General features: G+C 56.7%; 14 protein-coding genes and 1 pseudogene. 1 reads left to right on the top strand and 14 read right to left on the bottom strand.

The window, feature by feature from the left end; all coding sequences use genetic code 11:
• Positions 1–85 precede the first annotated feature (85 nt).
• From kefC to ACSVHP_RS03735, 12 genes and pseudogenes are all read right to left on the bottom strand, one after another.
• Positions 86–1951, bottom strand: a complete 1866-nt coding sequence (gene kefC / locus ACSVHP_RS03790; RefSeq protein ID WP_447551034.1) for a glutathione-regulated potassium-efflux system protein KefC — start codon at positions 1949–1951, stop codon at positions 86–88.
• Positions 1944–2474 (bottom strand): glutathione-regulated potassium-efflux system oxidoreductase KefF, encoded by a 531-nt coding sequence (gene kefF, locus ACSVHP_RS03785; protein WP_417314152.1) that lies wholly within the window; start codon positions 2472–2474, stop codon positions 1944–1946. Before kefF ends, kefC begins: the two co-directional genes overlap by 8 nt.
• A 105-nt stretch (positions 2475–2579) precedes the next feature.
• Positions 2580–2813, bottom strand: coding sequence for a YgdI/YgdR family lipoprotein (locus tag ACSVHP_RS03780; RefSeq protein WP_234673881.1), 234 nt, complete (start codon positions 2811–2813; stop codon positions 2580–2582).
• A gap of 139 nt (positions 2814–2952) precedes the next feature.
• Entirely contained in the window at positions 2953–6177 is a 3225-nt protein-coding gene (gene carB, locus ACSVHP_RS03775; protein WP_447551033.1) for a carbamoyl-phosphate synthase large subunit, read from the bottom strand.
• An 18-nt stretch (positions 6178–6195) separates the two neighbouring features.
• Entirely contained in the window at positions 6196–7344 is a 1149-nt protein-coding gene (gene carA / locus ACSVHP_RS03770; RefSeq protein ID WP_447551032.1) for a glutamine-hydrolyzing carbamoyl-phosphate synthase small subunit, read from the bottom strand.
• A gap of 455 nt (positions 7345–7799) precedes the next feature.
• The gene (gene dapB / locus ACSVHP_RS03765; RefSeq protein WP_447551031.1) at positions 7800–8621 is read right to left on the bottom strand and encodes a 4-hydroxy-tetrahydrodipicolinate reductase; all 822 of its coding nucleotides are present in this window, start codon (positions 8619–8621) and stop codon (positions 7800–7802) included.
• Positions 8622–8826: 205 nt separating this feature from the next.
• Positions 8827–9777, bottom strand: a complete 951-nt coding sequence (ispH, locus tag ACSVHP_RS03760) for a 4-hydroxy-3-methylbut-2-enyl diphosphate reductase (protein WP_417314159.1) — start codon at positions 9775–9777, stop codon at positions 8827–8829.
• 1 nt (position 9778) lies between these two features.
• On the bottom strand, positions 9779–10228 hold the full coding sequence (gene fkpB, locus ACSVHP_RS03755) for an FKBP-type peptidyl-prolyl cis-trans isomerase (protein WP_234673876.1): 450 nt from the start codon (positions 10226–10228) through the stop codon (positions 9779–9781).
• A 117-nt stretch (positions 10229–10345) separates the two neighbouring features.
• Positions 10346–10846: a signal peptidase II gene (gene lspA / locus ACSVHP_RS03750; RefSeq protein WP_234673875.1), complete on the bottom strand. Its 501-nt coding sequence runs from the start codon at positions 10844–10846 to the stop codon at positions 10346–10348.
• Positions 10846–13662, bottom strand: a complete 2817-nt coding sequence (ileS, locus tag ACSVHP_RS03745; protein WP_447551030.1) for an isoleucine--tRNA ligase — start codon at positions 13660–13662, stop codon at positions 10846–10848. Before ileS ends, lspA begins: the two co-directional genes overlap by 1 nt.
• Positions 13663–13707: 45 nt before the next feature.
• Positions 13708–14634, bottom strand: a complete 927-nt coding sequence (gene ribF / locus ACSVHP_RS03740; protein ID WP_234673873.1) for a bifunctional riboflavin kinase/FAD synthetase — start codon at positions 14632–14634, stop codon at positions 13708–13710.
• Positions 14635–14641: 7 nt separating this feature from the next.
• Positions 14642–14812: pseudogene (locus tag ACSVHP_RS03735) on the bottom strand (DUF2575 domain-containing protein).
• A 151-nt stretch (positions 14813–14963) separates the two neighbouring features.
• Between ACSVHP_RS03735 and rpsT the strand changes: the two are divergent.
• Positions 14964–15227 (top strand): 30S ribosomal protein S20, encoded by a 264-nt coding sequence (rpsT, locus tag ACSVHP_RS03730; protein WP_003856458.1) that lies wholly within the window; start codon positions 14964–14966, stop codon positions 15225–15227.
• A gap of 58 nt (positions 15228–15285) precedes the next feature.
• Here rpsT and nhaR read toward each other — a convergent pair whose 3' ends face one another.
• Positions 15286–16185: a transcriptional activator NhaR gene (gene nhaR, locus ACSVHP_RS03725; RefSeq protein WP_234673872.1), complete on the bottom strand. Its 900-nt coding sequence runs from the start codon at positions 16183–16185 to the stop codon at positions 15286–15288.
• 58 nt (positions 16186–16243) lie between these two features.
• Positions 16244–17419, bottom strand: a complete 1176-nt coding sequence (gene nhaA, locus ACSVHP_RS03720; protein WP_447551029.1) for a Na+/H+ antiporter NhaA — start codon at positions 17417–17419, stop codon at positions 16244–16246.
• Positions 17420–17483 lie beyond the last annotated feature (64 nt).

Raw genomic sequence — 17483 nt, 5'->3', positions numbered from 1 at the left:
GCCACTATACGGAAAGCTTAATCTTTCGTCGACTGGCGGCAGGGTAAAGAAAGCGAAATTTTTTAATATTGCTGGCAACCCCACTTCACGCGGTGGGTTTACGCTCCGGCTCGTCCGCCGGGTCACCGGTATGCTTGCCCTCTTCCGTGCCTTGCCAGCCATGACGCTGCACCAGCGAAAGGTGGTTACGGTCTTCATTAATGATTTCCGTCAGCATGGTACTGGTCCGTTTAAAGACGGCGGCAAATTCTGAATCCGAGCTGCCCGCCATCGCCACCATCTCCTCCACCATATCGGTATTGAAGCGGCGGAACAGGTCAGCGCGCTCGCGAGCTTCATACGCACCCAGCCCCAGACTTTCCAGCGCCATTCGACCTGATTTAATCGCCCCTTCAAAGGTTTCACGCTCGGGCGCGACCACCCCGGCCTGGCGCAGCAGGATGTAATGATCCACATCGCGCGCGCGGGAGATGATCGTCAGATGCGGGAAGTGCTCTTTTGCCAGCTCCACCAGCTGCATACTCGCCTGCGGATCGTCGATGGCGTTAATCAACACTTCCGCTTTCGCCGCACCGGCAGACTCCAGCAGATCGACGCGGGTCGCATCGCCGTAGAAGACCTTCATGTCGAATTTACGCAGGGTATCAACGTGGTCAGGATCGTGATCGAGAATGACCATCTTCACGCCGCTGGAGAGCAGTAAACGGCCGGCGATCTGCCCGAAACGGCCAAACCCGGCGATGATCACCCTCGGCTGCTCTTCGTCGATTTCATCCGCTTCACGCTCTTGCCCGCTGCTGGATTTTTCCAGACGCGTCAGCAGAACCAGCAGGATCGGCGTCGCGGCCATCGACAGCGCCACCGCCAGAGTCAGGGCTTTCGCCCACTCCGGATCGAGCACGTTCGCCATCTGCGCGGCCCCGAAGACCACGAAGGCAAACTCACTTCCCTGCCCCAGCAGCGCCGCAAACCAGAATCGCTGCTTGTTCGGCACCTTCAGCGGACGCGCGATCAGCCACAGCATCGCCATTTTGATAACCAGGAAGCCCACCAGCAGAATGATGATGCGCAGCGGGTGCGTCACCAGCGTGCCGAAGTCGATAGACATCCCCACGCCGATGAAGAATAGCCCTAACAGCAGGCCTTTAAACGGCTCGATATCGCTTTCCAGGGCGTGGCGGTATTCGGAGCTTGCCAGCAGAACGCCCGCCAGAAATGCCCCCATCGCCATCGACAGCCCGGCCTCTTCCAGCAGCAGGCCGAAGCCAAACACCAGGAACAGGGCCACGGCGCTGAACACTTCGCGCAGCCCCGAGCGGGCAACAAAGCGCAGCAGCGGACGGGTAACGTAACGTCCCAGCAGGATCACCAGCGCCAGCGCGCCCGCCACCTTCAGCGCCGACAGGCCGAACGCGCCCAGCGTGGTTGAGGCACCGCTTGCCGCCAGCAGCGGGATCATCGCCACCAGCGGGATCGCCGCGATATCCTGGAACAGCAGCACCGAGAAGGCGCTGCGCCCCATCTGGGAAACCGTCAGATTGCGTTCATTCATCGCCTGCATGGCGATGGCGGTTGAGGAGAGCGCCAGCGTCATGCCGATCAGCTCCGCTACCTTCCACTCCATGCCCAGCAGGATACAGAACCCGCCCAGCAGCAGACCGCAGGCCGCCATTTGCAGCGCGCCGCCGCCAAAGACCGAGGCGCGCAACTTCCATAAACGCTGCGGATCCAGCTCCAGGCCAATAACAAACAGCATCAGCACCACGCCGATCTCCGCGAAGTGGAGGATAGACTCGGCGTCGGTCACCAGGCGGAAGCCCCACGGCCCGATCACGCACCCGGCAATCAGATAGCCAAGCACCGATCCCAGCCCGAGGCGAACCGCAACGGGAACGATCAGCGCCGCCGCGCCGAGGTAGATCAGCGCCTGTATTAGCGTATGGCTATCCATTGTGAGCCTCCTGCCACGCCAGCAGGCGTTGCTTATAGTGGCGCGCCTGCGCCTGTAAGGTTTCGTCGTCGCAGACAAAGGTGCAGTGCATCGCGAAAGGGGGAAGCCAGTTCAGCCCGCAGTAAATCGCGGTCGCCTGAAGCGGCTGGGCAAGCACGTCAAATCCGGGGAAGGCGCCGATATCAAAGTGGCTTTCACCGCCGCCGGTGGTCACGGCCCACATCAGGCTCTTGCCCTTCAGGGCGTTGCCGTTGTGACCGTAGGCCCAGCCGTGGGAAAAGACTTTGTCGATCCAGAGTTTGAGAAGCGGAGGCGTGCTGTACCACTGCATCGGATGTTGCCAGACGATCAGGTCGGCGCGCGAGATGGCCTCCTGCTCGGCAGCAATATCAATATTGAAATCGGGATAGAGTTGATAGAGGGAGCGAATCTCCACTCCGTCCAGCGTCCTTGCCTGTTCAAGCATCCGCTTATTCGCATGTGAATGATGCGGATAAGGATGCGCGTAAATGATTAAAATCATGAATTAGCCTGATGTTTTTCTGTCTACTTTTCTCAAAAGAGTGTAGTCAGTTATTCATCAGGCTAATAGCGAATATTATTGACAAGGCGGTATGGAAATTCTGAATTAGTTATCCAGCTCGCCCATCGATTTAACCTCATTACGGTTAATCTGCTCGGTTTTACCGGTTTCAGCGTTTTTGTATGACACCAGACCGGTATCGTCATCGACCTGCGGTTTCCCGTCGGTCACGATCGTTTTGCCATCGGTGGTTTTGACGGCCTGATTAGACGAACAGCCCGCCACGGTGAACATCGCTGTTGCAGCAAAAATGGAGGCGATCAGTAGTTTATTTTGCATGGTGTTTTCCCCTGCTCTCAGTTGAATTTGGTTAGTGACCTAACAATCTTAGGCTAACTCACTGAATGCGGTCGAAAAACCAGAAGGTTCCGAAGAGGGGGAGAATGCCCGGCAACCGAACGGCACCGGGCATACAAACTTACTTACTAATCTGCGCGTGCATTTCCTGCACCGAAATCACCTTCTCGGTAGCATCCGCGTTCAGCGCCATCGCCGTGGCGAAACCGCCGTTCAGGGTGGTGTCGTAGTGGACTTTGTACTGAAGCGCGCTGCGGCGAATCAGCTTGGAGTCCTCAATCGCCTGACGCCCTTCGGTGGTGTTGATGATGTAGGTGTATTCGCCATTCTTGATACGGTCCTGAATGTGCGGACGACCTTCATGCACCTTGTTCACCAGACGTGGATTGATTCCCGCTTCGCCGAGCACAATCGCCGTGCCGTGGGTCGCATCCAGCTCAAAGCCCTGTTTCAGCAGCTTGGCGGCCAGGTCAACCACGCGCTCTTTGTCGCCTTCGCGAACGGAGAGCAGCGCACGGCCCGATTTTTTCATGGTGGAGCTGCTGCCCAGCTGCGCCTTGGCGAACGCTTCTGCGAAGGTGCGGCCCACGCCCATCACTTCCCCGGTAGAGCGCATCTCTGGCCCTAACAGCGGGTCAACGCCCGGGAATTTGTTGAACGGCAGAACCACTTCTTTCACCGAGTAGTACGGTGGGATGATCTCTTTGGTAACGCCCTGCTGTGCCAGCGTCTGGCCCGCCATCACGCGCGCCGCCACTTTCGCCAGCGGGATGCCGGTCGCTTTGGAGACAAACGGCACGGTACGCGCCGCACGCGGGTTGACTTCAATCAGGTAGACTTCGTTGTCTTTCACCGCAAACTGCACGTTCATCAGACCGCGAACCTGCAACTCGAAGGCCAGCTTCTGCACCTGCTGGCGCATCACGTCCTGGATCTCCTGGCTCAGGGTGTACGCTGGCAGAGAACAGGCGGAGTCGCCGGAGTGAACGCCCGCCTGCTCGATGTGCTCCATAATGCCGCCAATCAGCACCATTTCGCCGTCGCAGATAGCGTCAACGTCCACTTCAACCGCATCGTCGAGGAAGCGGTCGAGCAGCACTGGCGCATCGTTAGAAACGCTTACCGCCGTCTGGAAGTAGCGACGCAGGTCGGCTTCGTCGTAGACGATTTCCATCGCGCGGCCGCCCAGCACGTAAGAAGGACGCACCACCAGCGGGTAGCCAATCTCTTTCGCCTTCTCAACCGCCTGTTCAATCGCGGTCACGGTGGCGTTAGCGGGCTGTTTCAGCTTCAGACGGTCAACCGCCTGCTGGAAACGCTCGCGGTCTTCTGCGCGGTCAATGGCATCCGGGCTGGTGCCGATAATCGGTACGCCTGCCGCTTCCAGCGCACGCGCCAGCTTCAGCGGGGTCTGGCCGCCGTACTGCACGATAACGCCTTTCGGCTTCTCGATGCGCACGATTTCCAGCACGTCTTCCAGGGTAACCGGCTCGAAGTACAGACGGTCGGAGGTGTCATAGTCGGTGGAAACGGTTTCCGGGTTACAGTTCACCATGATGGTTTCGTAACCGTCTTCGCGCAGCGCCAGCGAGGCGTGTACGCAGCAGTAGTCAAACTCAATGCCCTGGCCGATACGGTTTGGCCCGCCGCCCAGCACCATCACCTTGTCGCGGTCGACGGACGGATTCGCTTCGCACTCGTCTTCATAGGTCGAGTACATGTAGGCGGTGTCGGTGGAGAATTCCGCCGCACAGGTGTCCACGCGCTTGTAAACCGGATGCAGGTTGTACTGGTCACGCAGCTTGCGGATTTCCGCTTCGCGTACGCCCGCCAGTTTTGCCAGACGCGCGTCGGCGAAGCCTTTACGCTTAAGCATACGCAGGAAGTCAGCGTCCAGGCCGGTAATACCCAGCTCGGCCACTTTCTCTTCCAGACGCACCAGCTCTTCAATCTGTACCAGGAACCAGCGGTCGATGTTGGTCAGGTTGAACACGCCGTCCACGGACAGGCCCGCACGGAAGGCGTCAGCGATGTACCAGATGCGCTCTGCGCCCGCATCTTTCAGCTCGCGGCGGATTTTAGTCAGCGCTTCCGGATCGTCCAGGCTCACTTTCGGGTCAAAGCCGGTCGCGCCCACTTCCAGACCGCGCAGGGCTTTCTGCAAGGATTCCTGCTGGGTGCGGCCAATCGCCATCACTTCGCCGACGGATTTCATCTGGGTCGTCAGACGGTCGTTCGCACCGGCGAACTTCTCGAAGTTGAAGCGTGGAATTTTGGTCACAACGTAGTCGATAGACGGCTCGAAGGAGGCCGGCGTACGACCGCCGGTGATGTCGTTCATCAGCTCGTCGAGGGTGTAGCCCACCGCCAGTTTCGCCGCCACTTTCGCAATCGGGAAGCCGGTGGCTTTCGAGGCCAGCGCGGAGGAGCGGGACACGCGCGGGTTCATTTCGATAACAATCAGACGGCCGGTTTTCGGGTTCACGGAGAACTGCACGTTAGAGCCGCCGGTTTCCACGCCGATTTCACGCAGTACCGCCATCGAGGCGTTACGCATGATTTGATACTCTTTATCGGTCAGCGTCTGGGCTGGCGCCACGGTGATGGAGTCGCCGGTGTGAATACCCATCGCATCGAAGTTTTCGATGGAGCAGACGATGATGCAGTTGTCGTTTTTATCACGCACCACTTCCATCTCGTACTCTTTCCAGCCAATCAGCGACTCATCAATCAGCAGCTCTTTGGTTGGGGAGAGATCCAGACCGCGCTCGCAAATCTCTTCGAACTCTTCGCGGTTGTAGGCGATACCGCCACCGGTGCCGCCCATGGTGAAGCTAGGACGGATGATGCACGGATAACCAACGTCAACGGCAACCGCCAGCGCCTCTTCCATATTGTGTGCGATACCGGAACGCGCGGTGTCGAGGCCGATTTTCTTCATTGCCACGTCGAAACGGCGGCGGTCTTCAGCTTTATCAATCGCGTCGGCGGTCGCACCAATCATGGTCACGCCGAACTCTTCGAGCACGCCCTGACGCTCCAGCTCCAGCGCGCAGTTCAGCGCCGTCTGGCCGCCCATCGTTGGCAGCACCGCATCCGGACGCTCTTTTTCGATGATTTTACGTACCACTTCCCAGTGAATCGGCTCGATGTAGGTGGCATCAGCCATTTCCGGGTCGGTCATGATGGTGGCCGGGTTAGAGTTCACCAGAATGACGCGGTAGCCCTCTTCACGCAGTGCTTTACACGCCTGCGCACCGGAGTAGTCGAATTCGCAGGCCTGGCCGATAACGATCGGGCCAGCGCCAAGGATCAGGATGCTTTTTATGTCTGTACGTTTTGGCATTGTCTTCTCGGCTCCTGATTATTTAGCGGTCTTACGGTATTGCTCGATAAGTTCGATAAAGTGATCGAACAGCGGCGCGGCGTCGTGCGGGCCCGGGCTGGCTTCCGGGTGGCCCTGGAAGCTGAACGCTGGCTTATCGGTGCGATGGATGCCCTGGAGGGTGTCATCGAACAGGGATTTGTGCGTCACGCGCAGGTTAGCGGGCATGGAAGCCTCATCCACCGCAAAGCCGTGGTTCTGCGCGGTAATCATGACGGTGTTGTTGTCGATATCTTTCACCGGGTGGTTACCACCGTGGTGGCCGAACTTCATCTTGATGGTGTTCGCACCGCTCGCCAGCGCCAGCAGCTGATGGCCAAGGCAGATGCCGAAGACCGGAATGTCGGTTTCCAGGAAAGATTTAATGGCGTCGATAGCGTAGTCGCACGGCGCCGGGTCGCCAGGACCGTTGGAGAGGAAGATCCCGTCCGGGTTCATCTTCAGCACCTCTTCAGCAGAGGTCTTCGCCGGAACGACCGTCAGGCGGCAGCCGCGGTCAACCAGCATGCGCAGGATGTTGCGCTTGGCACCAAAATCATATGCCACAACGTGGAACGGCAGCTCGCTTTCCGGTTTCGCTTCCGGCAGGTCGCCTTCCAGCGTCCAGCTCCCCTGCGTCCAGCTGTAGGCTTCGCTAGTGGTCACTTCTTTCGCCAGATCCATCCCGTTCAGACCCGGGAAAGCTTTCGCTTTTTCCAGCGCCAGGGCCGCATCGAGGTTATCACCCGCGATGATGCAGCCGTTCTGAGCGCCCTTCTCGCGCAGCAGACGGGTTAACTTACGGGTATCAATATCGGCAATCGCCACGATGTTATGGCGTTTCAGGTAGGAAGAGAGGTCTTCGGTATTGCGGAAGTTGCTCGCAATCAGCGGCAGGTCGCGAATGACCAGGCCCTGCGCATGTACCTGAGAAGATTCTTCGTCAGCAGCATTGGTGCCGACATTGCCAATATGAGGATAAGTAAGAGTAACGATTTGGCGAGAATAGGAAGGATCAGTGAGGATTTCTTGATAACCGGTCATTGAAGTATTGAAAACGACTTCCCCAACCGCCGAACCCGTTGCCCCTATGGCCCGACCGATAAACTGGGTTCCGTCTTCCAGAACCAATAGCGCTGACTTAATCAAAACACCCTCCAGAGAATATTCACTCACTTTATTTGCATATTAATTCACAACCACGTTATGACGCAATGCAAATTTGTTGCCAGCGGATTTTTGGCAAACGGCGGCATTCTGGGTATTCAGAGGGTAAAAGTCAACTTAAAAGCGGATATTTTGTTTATTCTTTTGCGGCCCTGGCGGCGGGAATGAGGTTTAAGCGACAAAATGATCGGGTAAATCACCGTGGAAATCGCTTGCGCAGCGAGTTTAATGAAAATTTATGTCGCAAGACAGTAAAAAGTAGACCAGATGGTCAAAATTTACATTACCGCAACAGAAAACGGGTGCATATGATCGATTTTTCGATGGTTTATATATAATTTGCGATGAAAACTTCAAAATAAAAGGGCAATAAAATATTGCCCTATGCAATCAAGGCATTACGACTGCAATAACCACATCACGATGGGTAATAACGTTTATAAATTGTTGAGATCGAGCACATCTCGCATATCAAAAAGACCGTTATCCTTACTTTTCAGCCACAGTGCGGAGCGCACGGCGCCGTTTGCAAAGGTCATGCGGCTCGACGCCTTATGCGTAATCTCCACGCGTTCGCCAATATCGGCGAACATCGCCGTATGTTCGCCGACGATGTCACCCGCACGGACGGTGGCAAAGCCGATCGTGCCCGGAACGCGCTCGCCCGTATGCCCTTCACGAGAGTAGACCGCGACGTCTTTTAAATCCTTATCCATTGCATAAGCAATCGCTTCACCCATCGCCAGCGCCGTGCCCGACGGAGCATCAACTTTATAGCGGTGGTGCGCTTCGATAATCTCAATGTCGGTGTAGTCGCCCATCACCTTCGCCGCCTTCTCCAGCAGCTTGAGCATGACGTTCACGCCAACGCTAAAGTTTGCCGCGAAGACGATAGCAATCTCTTTTGCCGCATCCTGAATGGCCTGTTTACCAAGGTCGTCGAATCCGGTTGTGCCGATAACCATCCCTTTACCGTGCTGACGGCAAAACGCCAGATGGTTCAGCGTCCCTTCCGGACGGGTAAAGTCGATAAAAACGTCGAAGTCATCTTTCACCGCGTCGAGACTGCTTTGTACGGTCACGCCGGTTTTTACCGCGCCCGCCAGCTCGCCTGCGTCTGCGCCCAGAAGCGATGAACCTTCACGCTCCAGCGCCGCGCCAAGCGCCACGCCATCCATCTGTAGCGCCGCCTGAATCAGCTGGCGGCCCATACGTCCACCCGCGCCCGCAATGGCGACACGGATCTGTGCATCATGCATAGTTATTCTCTTACGTTAAAATGATGTAAACCGTTTTCAGATTAACCAGCCTTCGCAACGGCTGCCAACTGAAAACACCGATAATTAGAATTTAACGTGAAACAGACTTAAATATCAGTAAAAGACATGATTTCGTCAGCACGATAAATCATTGGCAAAAAAAAAGGCCAGCACAGGAGGTGCTGGCCTTTCATCAGAAAAGGGATTATTCCACTTCGCGAGCGTCGATACGCAACTCTTTTGGCACTTCGAAAACGATGTTCTCTTCGCGGCCTTCGAGCGGTATTGCGTCACCGCCGCCCAGCTCCTGCAAGCGAGCAATCACGTTTTGCACCAGAATATCCGGCGCGGAAGCGCCCGCCGTGACGCCAACACAGGCCGCGTTTTTCACCCACGTTTCCTGAATGTCGGTGGCATCGTCAATCAGAAACGCCGCTTTCCCCATACGCTGAGCCAGCTCGGCCAGACGGTTGGAGTTAGAGGAGTTTTTCGAGCCAACCACCAGCACCACGTCCGCCTGTTCAGCCAGCGCACGCACCGCTTCCTGACGGTTGGTGGTGGCGTAGCAAATGTCATCTTTGCGGGGCCCGACGATTTTCGGGAAGCGCTGGCGCAGGGCGTCGATCACGTCTGAGGTGTCGTCCACGGAGAGCGTGGTCTGGGTCATAAACGACAGACGCGCTTCGTTTTTCACGTCGAGCGTAAAGACGTCTTCCGGCGATTCGACCAGATACATTCCCCCTTCCGGGTTGCTGTACTGGCCCATAGTGCCTTCAACTTCCGGGTGGCCCGCATGCCCAATCAGGATAGACTCTTCACCACGGCGGCTGGCGCGCGCCACTTCCATATGCACCTTGGTCACCAGTGGACAGGTGGCATCAAACACCGTCAAATCGCGGCTTTTCGCTTCGTTACGCACCGCCTGAGAAACGCCGTGCGCGGAGAAAATCAGGATCGCGCCGTCCGGCACTTCGCTGATTTGCTCAATGAAGATAGCGCCGCGCTCGCGCAGGCTGTCGACCACGTAGCGGTTGTGCACCACTTCATGGCGGACATAAATGGGCGCGCCGTAAAGCTCCAGCGCGTTTTCGACAATGCTGATAGCGCGGTCTACACCGGCGCAGAAGCCGCGCGGGTTAGCCAACAGGATCTGCATTTCAGGCCTCCAGTGCCGGATCGATCTCCAGCACTTCAATATCAAAATGGACGGTACGCCCGGCAAGGGGATGGTTGAAATCGACGGTGATGGAGTCGCCGTTGATTTCGCGGATCACGCCAGGCATTTCGCTGCCATCCATAGCGGTAAAGAGCATAATCGCCCCGACTTCCGGTTCGCCTGCGTCCATAAACTCGCGGCGCGAGAAATACTGAACCAGATCCGGGCTTGGCACGCCAAACGCCGCATCAGGCTCCAGCGAGAACGCCTTTTTCTCGCCCTCTTTCAGACCCAGAAGCTGTTGTTCCAGACCTTCAGACAGAGAGGTATCACCAAGGCGAAACAGGGCGGGTTTACCGTTGTTGCGGGTGGATTCAGCCGTCGATCCATCATCCAGTTTCAGCGTGAAGTGAACGAGGATGGCGCTGTTGCTCTGTACGGATTTAGACATGCAGATTGCTCTTTAGTGTTGTCTCGCCTGTGTGCCGGGTAGCGCTTCGCTAACCCGGCCAACAAGCGTCGGCATATTCGGTAGGCCGGGTAAGCGTAACGCTACCCGGCATTGATGCTACGCCTGCTCTTTCGCGGCCGGTTTCGGCAGGAAGCCTTCCAGCACGATTAACGCCGCACCGACACAAATGAAGCTGTCGGCGAGGTTAAAGGTCGCGAAGTGCCAGTCGCCGACGTAGAAGTCGATCATATCGACCACAAAGCCGTGCCACAGGCGATCGAACAGGTTACCTAACGCGCCGCCAATGATCAGCGCGTAGGCAATGTTGTTCAGCTTTTGCGTCGCTTTCGAACGGTACATCAGCACCGCCAGTATGACGCAGATACCGATAGCGATACCCGCGAAGAACCAGCGCTGCCAGCCACCGCTGTCAGCCAGGAAACTAAACGCCGCGCCGTAGTTGCGCGCGTAGTGAAGATTAAGGGACGGGAACAGCGGCACCGTATCCCCCAGAGCGAAGTTCTGGAGGATCAGGAATTTGCTGCCCAGATCGATAATCAGCACTACCACAACCAGCCACAGCCAGCGCAGTCCTGTTGAAGAAAGAGTTTTACTCATCAGGCAAACTTACGTTTCTCGCCGTCACCGGCGACGTTGCTTACACAGCGTCCGCAGATGTCTGCGTGTTCCGCCACCTGACCGACATCGGTGGTGTAATGCCAGCAACGCGGGCATTTCTCACCGTCGGCTTTGCTCAGCGCGACTTTCAGTCCTTTGAGCAGTTCGCTCTGCTGAGCATCAGCAGGCGCGTCGGCATAATCCGCAACTTTCGCACCGGAGGTCAACAGGACAAATCGCAATTCATCGCCCAGCGCCGTCAGTTTAGCCGCCAGTTCAGGCTCTGCGTACAGGGTCACCGCCGCTTCCAGCGAGCCGCCGACTTTCTTGTCGGCACGCGCCTGCTCGATAACCTTGTTCACTTCGCCACGCACTTTCAGCAGCTCTTCCCAATAAGCGTCGTTCATCGCTTCGGTGCTGGAGAGGTCGAACAGACCTTCGTACCACTCGCCCGTAAACACATACTTCTCACGGTCGCCCGGCAGGTAGCCCCAGATTTCATCTGCGGTGAAGGACATGATCGGCGCCATCCAGCGAACCAGCGCTTCTGCGATGTGGTACAGCGCAGACTGGCAGCTACGACGCGCGACGCTGTCGGCTTTCGCGGTGTACTGGCGGTCTTTGATGATGTCGAGGTAGAACGAGCCCATCTCGATGGAGCAGAAGCGCATCAGGCGCTGCACCACTTCGTGGAAATCGTAAGACTCATAGGCCTTCAGGATATCTTCCTGCGCCGCTTTCGCGCAGCCTACCGCCCAGCGATCCAGCACCACCATCTCTTCCGGTTTCACCATGTCTTTAACCGGATCGAAACCGTTGAGGTTCGCCAGCAGGAAGCGCGCGGTGTTACGGATACGACGATAGCTGTCGGCAGCACGCTTCAGGATCTCGTCAGATACTGCCATTTCACCGGTGTAGTCAGTTGATGCCACCCACAGACGCAGAATATCCGCGCCCAGCTTGTTCATCACGTCCTGCGGAGAAACGGTGTTACCGATGGATTTGGACATCTTACGGCCCTGACCATCCACGGTGAAGCCGTGGGTCAGTACCTGACGGTAAGGCGCTTTACCCTTCATGGCGGTGGAGATCATCAGAGATGACATAAACCAGCCGCGGTGTTGGTCAGAACCTTCCAGATACATGTCGGCTGCGTGGCCTGCAAATTCAGGACGCACGTCGACGACTGAAGCATGGGTCGAACCGGAGTCGAACCATACGTCCAGGGTATCTGGCACTTTCTCGTAGTTATCCGCATCAGCGCCCAGGATGTCGCGGGAGTCGAGATCCCACCACGCCTGAATGCCGTCAACTTCAACGCGCTTCGCCACCTCTTCCATCAGTTCCAGGGTATTTGGATGCAGTTCCTGCGTCTCTTTATGCACGAACAGAGACATCGGCACGCCCCAGGTACGCTGACGGGAGATACACCAGTCAGGGCGGTTAGCGACCATGGATTCGATACGCGCCTGGCCCCAGTCAGGGATCCACTGCACGCCTTTGATCTCTTTCAGAGACTGCGCACGCAGGCCTTTCTGATCCATGCTCACGAACCACTGCGGGGTCGCACGGAAGATGATTGGCGTCTTGTGGCGCCAGCAGCACGGATAGCTGTGCTGCATTTTTTCAACGTGCAGCAGCGCGCCGCTGGTGCGCAGCATATCGACGATGATGTCGTTCGCTTTGAAGACGTTGATACCGTCCAGCGCCGGGTAGGTGCCAGGCAGGTAAGAACCGTCCGGGCCAACCGGGTTAGCGATTTCCAGACCGTATTTCAGGCTGATGTTGTAGTCGTCAGGACCGTGGCCGCCTGCGGTATGCACCGCACCGGTACCCGCGTCCAGCGTAACGTGGTTGCCGAGGATCGCCGGCACGTCGAAGTCCAGGAACGGGTGTTTGAAGCGCATCAGCTCCAGCGCGTCACCTTTCACGGTGCCCAGCACGGTGTAGTCGGTGATGTTCGCGCGTTTCAGCACGCTCTCAACCAGATCTTTCGCCAGGATAACCGCCTGACCTTCTACCTGAACCAGCGCGTATTCAAACTCACCGGACAGGGAGATCGCGCGGTTCGCTGGCAGGGTCCACGGGGTGGTGGTCCAGATAACCAGGGAGATCGGGCCGTTTACGGACGACACGCCAAATTTGGCCTTCACCGCATCCTGATCGACGGCCTGGAACGCCACGTCGATAGATGGGGAGGTTTTGTCGTAATACTCCACTTCCGCTTCCGCCAGCGCAGAGCGGCAGTCCACGCACCAGTGCACCGGCTTCGCGCCTTTGTGCAGGTGGCCGTTGCCGATGATTTTACCCAGCGCACGGATGATGTTGGCTTCGGTTTTGAAATCCATGGTCAGGTACGGGTGCGACCAGTCGCCCAGCACGCCCAGACGGATGAAGTCAGCGCGCTGACCGTCAACCTGGGTGGCAGCGTATTCGCGGCACTTCGCACGGAATTCTGCGGCGGTGAACTTCTCACCCGGCTTGCCGTACTCTTGCTCCACTTTCAGCTCGATCGGCAGACCGTGGCAGTCCCAGCCCGGAACGTAAGGCGAGTCAAAGCCCGCGAGTCCTTTGGACTTCACGATAATGTCTTTCAGAATCTTGTTTACAGAGTGACCAATATGAATGCTGCCATTCGCATATGGAGGGCCATCATGCAGAATGAAGGTTTTTTTGCCTTTTTTGGCTGCACGAATGATGCCGTACAGGTCATCATCGGTCCAACGCGCCAGCATTCCCGGTTCACGCTTGGCGAGATCGCCGCGCATCGGGAACCCTGTTTCCGGCAAATTCAGGGTAGATTTATAGTCACTCATCAGATTCTCGGTTCCGTATTTATCACGTAGGCAGTTAAGCCGGTTCTAAAGCCCAAAAAACTCGCGGGCCGTTAATTCGTCGCGCGCGATTTGCGCTTTCAGTTCGTCCAGTGAAGCAAATCGCTGCTCATTGCGTATCTTTTTACGCAGTATTACATCTATATGGCGACCGTAGAGGTCCATTACAACGTCTAACAGATGCACTTCCAGCTGTTGTCGAACACCGGCAACCGTTGGACGCGTGCCAATATTGGCAACACCGAAATAGGGCTTGTCGCCTAGTCCGGCCACTTCAACCGCATATACCCCTTTAACCGGGGAAACCTGACGACGCAGCGGTATATTCGCCGTCGGGAAACCTATGGTGCGCCCCAGCGCATCGCCATGCACCACGCGGCCCGAGATGGTGAACGGATGACCGAGCAGGTTCTCTGCGGTATCGAGCTCATCATTGGCCAGCGCCTGTCGAACGGCGGTACTGCTGACGCGAACGCCGCCTTCGCAGAAGGTCATCGCGCTGGTCACGTCAAAACCGTACTCCAGGCCAGCCTTCTGTAATAACAAGAAATCGCCCTGACGACCAGCGCCAAAGCGGAAATCATCGCCCACTGCGAGGAACTGCACGCCAAGCTGCTTCACCAGCAGGTCGCCGACAAAATTTTGTGCGGTCAGCGCCGCAAAACGGCGATCGAAACGCACGCAGAGCACGTAGTCCACGCCACATTGGGCCAGGTAGCGCAACTTCTCGCGCAGGCGAGTGAGGCGAGCGGGAGACTTCTCGCCCGCAAACAGCTCCAGCGGCTGTGGCTCAAAAATCATGACGACAACGGGCAGGCCACGGGCCTCGCCCTCTTTACGCAATCCTTGTAACAGCGCCTGATGCCCACGATGCACGCCGTCGAAATTACCAATGGTCAGCACGCACCCGTGTGGCGCCTTGTTGAGATTATGTATGCCGCGTATCAGCTTCATGACTGGCTCAAAACAGTGAAAATCGCCAAAGTATACCTTGTACAGCGATTAAGGTTAACCGGCGATTGTTCACGCAAAACAGAAAGCCGTAATGATTTCATCACGCTGACCTTTCTGAGTGAAAAAAACTGCCCGCGAACTGCGATTTTTATGCCGAAAAGCTGTATTCAGGGAACACAAGCTGGTAGAATCCTGCGCCATCACTACGTAACGTAGCGTCGCCACATTAACGGCGCTTATTTGCACAAATCCATTGACAAAAGAAGGTATAGAGGGCATATTCCTCGGCCTTTGAATTGTCCACATAGATCATATTTGGGAGTTGGACCTTGGCTAATATCAAATCAGCTAAGAAACGTGCCGTACAGTCTGAAAAGGCTCGTAAGCACAACGCAAGCCGTCGCTCTATGATGCGTACCTTCATCAAGAAAGTATACGCAGCAATCGAAGCTGGCGACAAAGCTGCTGCGCAGAACGCATTTAACGAAATGCAACCAATCGTGGATCGTCAGGCTGCTAAAGGTCTGATCCACAAAAACAAAGCAGCGCGTCATAAAGCAAACCTGACCGCGCAGATCAACAAACTGGCTTAATCGCCACTCGTTGTTGCTTGTTTTAAAGAACCCGCTTAACGCGGGTTTTTTTATGTCCTCAAATCGCGGGAGGCGTAAACAGCGCCGAGTAGTCGCGATTGCAAATTCGCTGCACCGCCGGGTGCTGAATCATCCTTTCGGCAAATATCGCGTGGTACTCCTCCATCACGTTATCCACCCTGCCAATCTCTGTAATTCTGTTATCTGAATAGAGATCGTGCGCGTACAGCGTTGGCGCGACAAAGATAGCGTTATGCGCTTCGCCAAAGGCTTTCATCAGCGCCGCATCGTCAAACTCACCCAGTATCTCCACTTTCAGACCCTGCGAGTTAAACCAGTTCAGCAGCTTGCGTCCCAGCATTGAACGCCTTCCGGGCACCAGCAGGCGGCGCTCCTCCAGACAGGCCGGGAAGGGTTTTTCCGGCGGTGGATTGATACACCAGAAGCTCACGCCACACTCGCCGATCTTCACCGAGAACAACCCCTCCTGCTGCGTGGAGTCGATGGGGCAATCGGAGATAATCATATCCAGCTTGTGCTGGCTCAGCTGCTCCAGCAGCATTTCGTGGGTGGATTCAAAGCAGCGCAGATGGATTTGTTCATCTTCCACCACCGCCGCATCCAGCACGCCGCTCACCAGCCGTTTTGACAGCGCGTCCGCCACCCCGACGTCAAAGAGCAGGTTCGACTCTTTGCGGTAGTTCACGATATCCAGCATCTCCTGGCTTAAGGTGAACATCTTGTCGGCGTAACGAAAGACCAGCTCGCCGAGTTCGCTCGGTTCAATACCGCGGCCTTTACGCTTGAAAAGCTTGCCCTGCAAACGCTGTTCCAGCGCCTTTATCTGCCCGGTGATGGTCTGGGGCGTCAGGTAAAGCGCCTCTGCCGCCCCAACTACCGAGCCTTCTTTGTAGACGTGCCAGAAATAGTACAGATGGTTGTAATTGATATGAGACATTGCTTCTTCTCTCCCTGAGGGTGTTCAGGGAGAGCCTGCTGCTCTCCCTGGGATCCTGTTATGCCTGGCCCACCTGGCCCGGCAATTTCATTTTTAACAGCGTGTAACCAACAACCGCAGCCAGCAATGAGCCGATTAAGATGCCGAGCTTCGCCCAAATGATAAGCTCTGGTGCCTTCGCGCCAAACGCCAGGGTCGAGATGAAGATAGACATCGTGAACCCGATACCGCACAGCACGCCTACCGCCATGATCTGCCTGAAGGTTGTCCCCTGCGGCAGGGTGGCGAGCTTCAGCTTAATCGCCAGCCAGCAGAAGAGGCTGATGCCCAAAGGCTTACCGATAAACAGCCCGGCAATAATCCCCAGCGGCACGACAGAGGTCAGTCCGTCCAGCGTGACGCCTTCCAGAGAAACGCCCGCGTTGGCGAAGGCAAACAGCGGCAGGATCATAAAGGCGACCCACGGATGGAGAACATGCTCCAGCTGTTTTGCCGGTGACTTGCCGTCCTGCGGCTTAAGCGGCACGAAGAAGCCGACGATGACGCCCGCCAGGGTGGCGTGTACGCCGGATTTCAGCACCGCTGTCCACAGCACCATACCCACCAGCACGTAGATGCCGATGCGGCGCACGTTGCAGATATTCAGCAGCGCCAGCACCGCAATCGCCCCTGCGGCCACGCTCAGCGACAGTATCGACAGCTCGCTGGTATAGAACAGCGCGATAATCACGATTGCGCCCAGGTCGTCGATAATCGCCAGCGCCATCAGGAAGATTTTCAGCGCAACGGGTACGCGACTTCCCAGTAATGCCAGCACGCCGAGCGCAAAGGCGATATCCGTCGCAGCCGGGATCGCCCAGCCGTCGCGCGCCACCGGATCCTGCCAGGCAAAGGCCAGGAAGAGCAGCGCAGGCACCACCATCCCACCAAGTGCCGCAATCACGGGAAACGCGGCGCGCTGACGGCTCGCCAGCGATCCCATCACCAGCTCGCGCTTAACCTCTAACCCCACCAGCAGGAAGAAAACCGCCATCAGGGCGTCGTTGATCCACAGCAGCATGTTTTTATTAATTTCCAGAACGCCCACCCGTAGCTCCACGGGTGTTTCCAGAAATGCGTGATAGAGTTCGCACGTTATGCCTAAGTTTGCCAGCACCATCGCGGCTATCGCGGCGACGATCAGAATCACGCCGCCGGACGCTTCACTGCTAAAGAAACGGTGTAATAATTTCACTTAAGTTCTCTCTTTTACCACAATACCTCGATAAAACCATCTTACCAAGCCAGATCATTCGGCA

This window comes from Enterobacter sp. 186315 (assembly GCF_053290175.1).
This window is presented reverse-complemented; position numbering and strand designations above follow the sequence as displayed.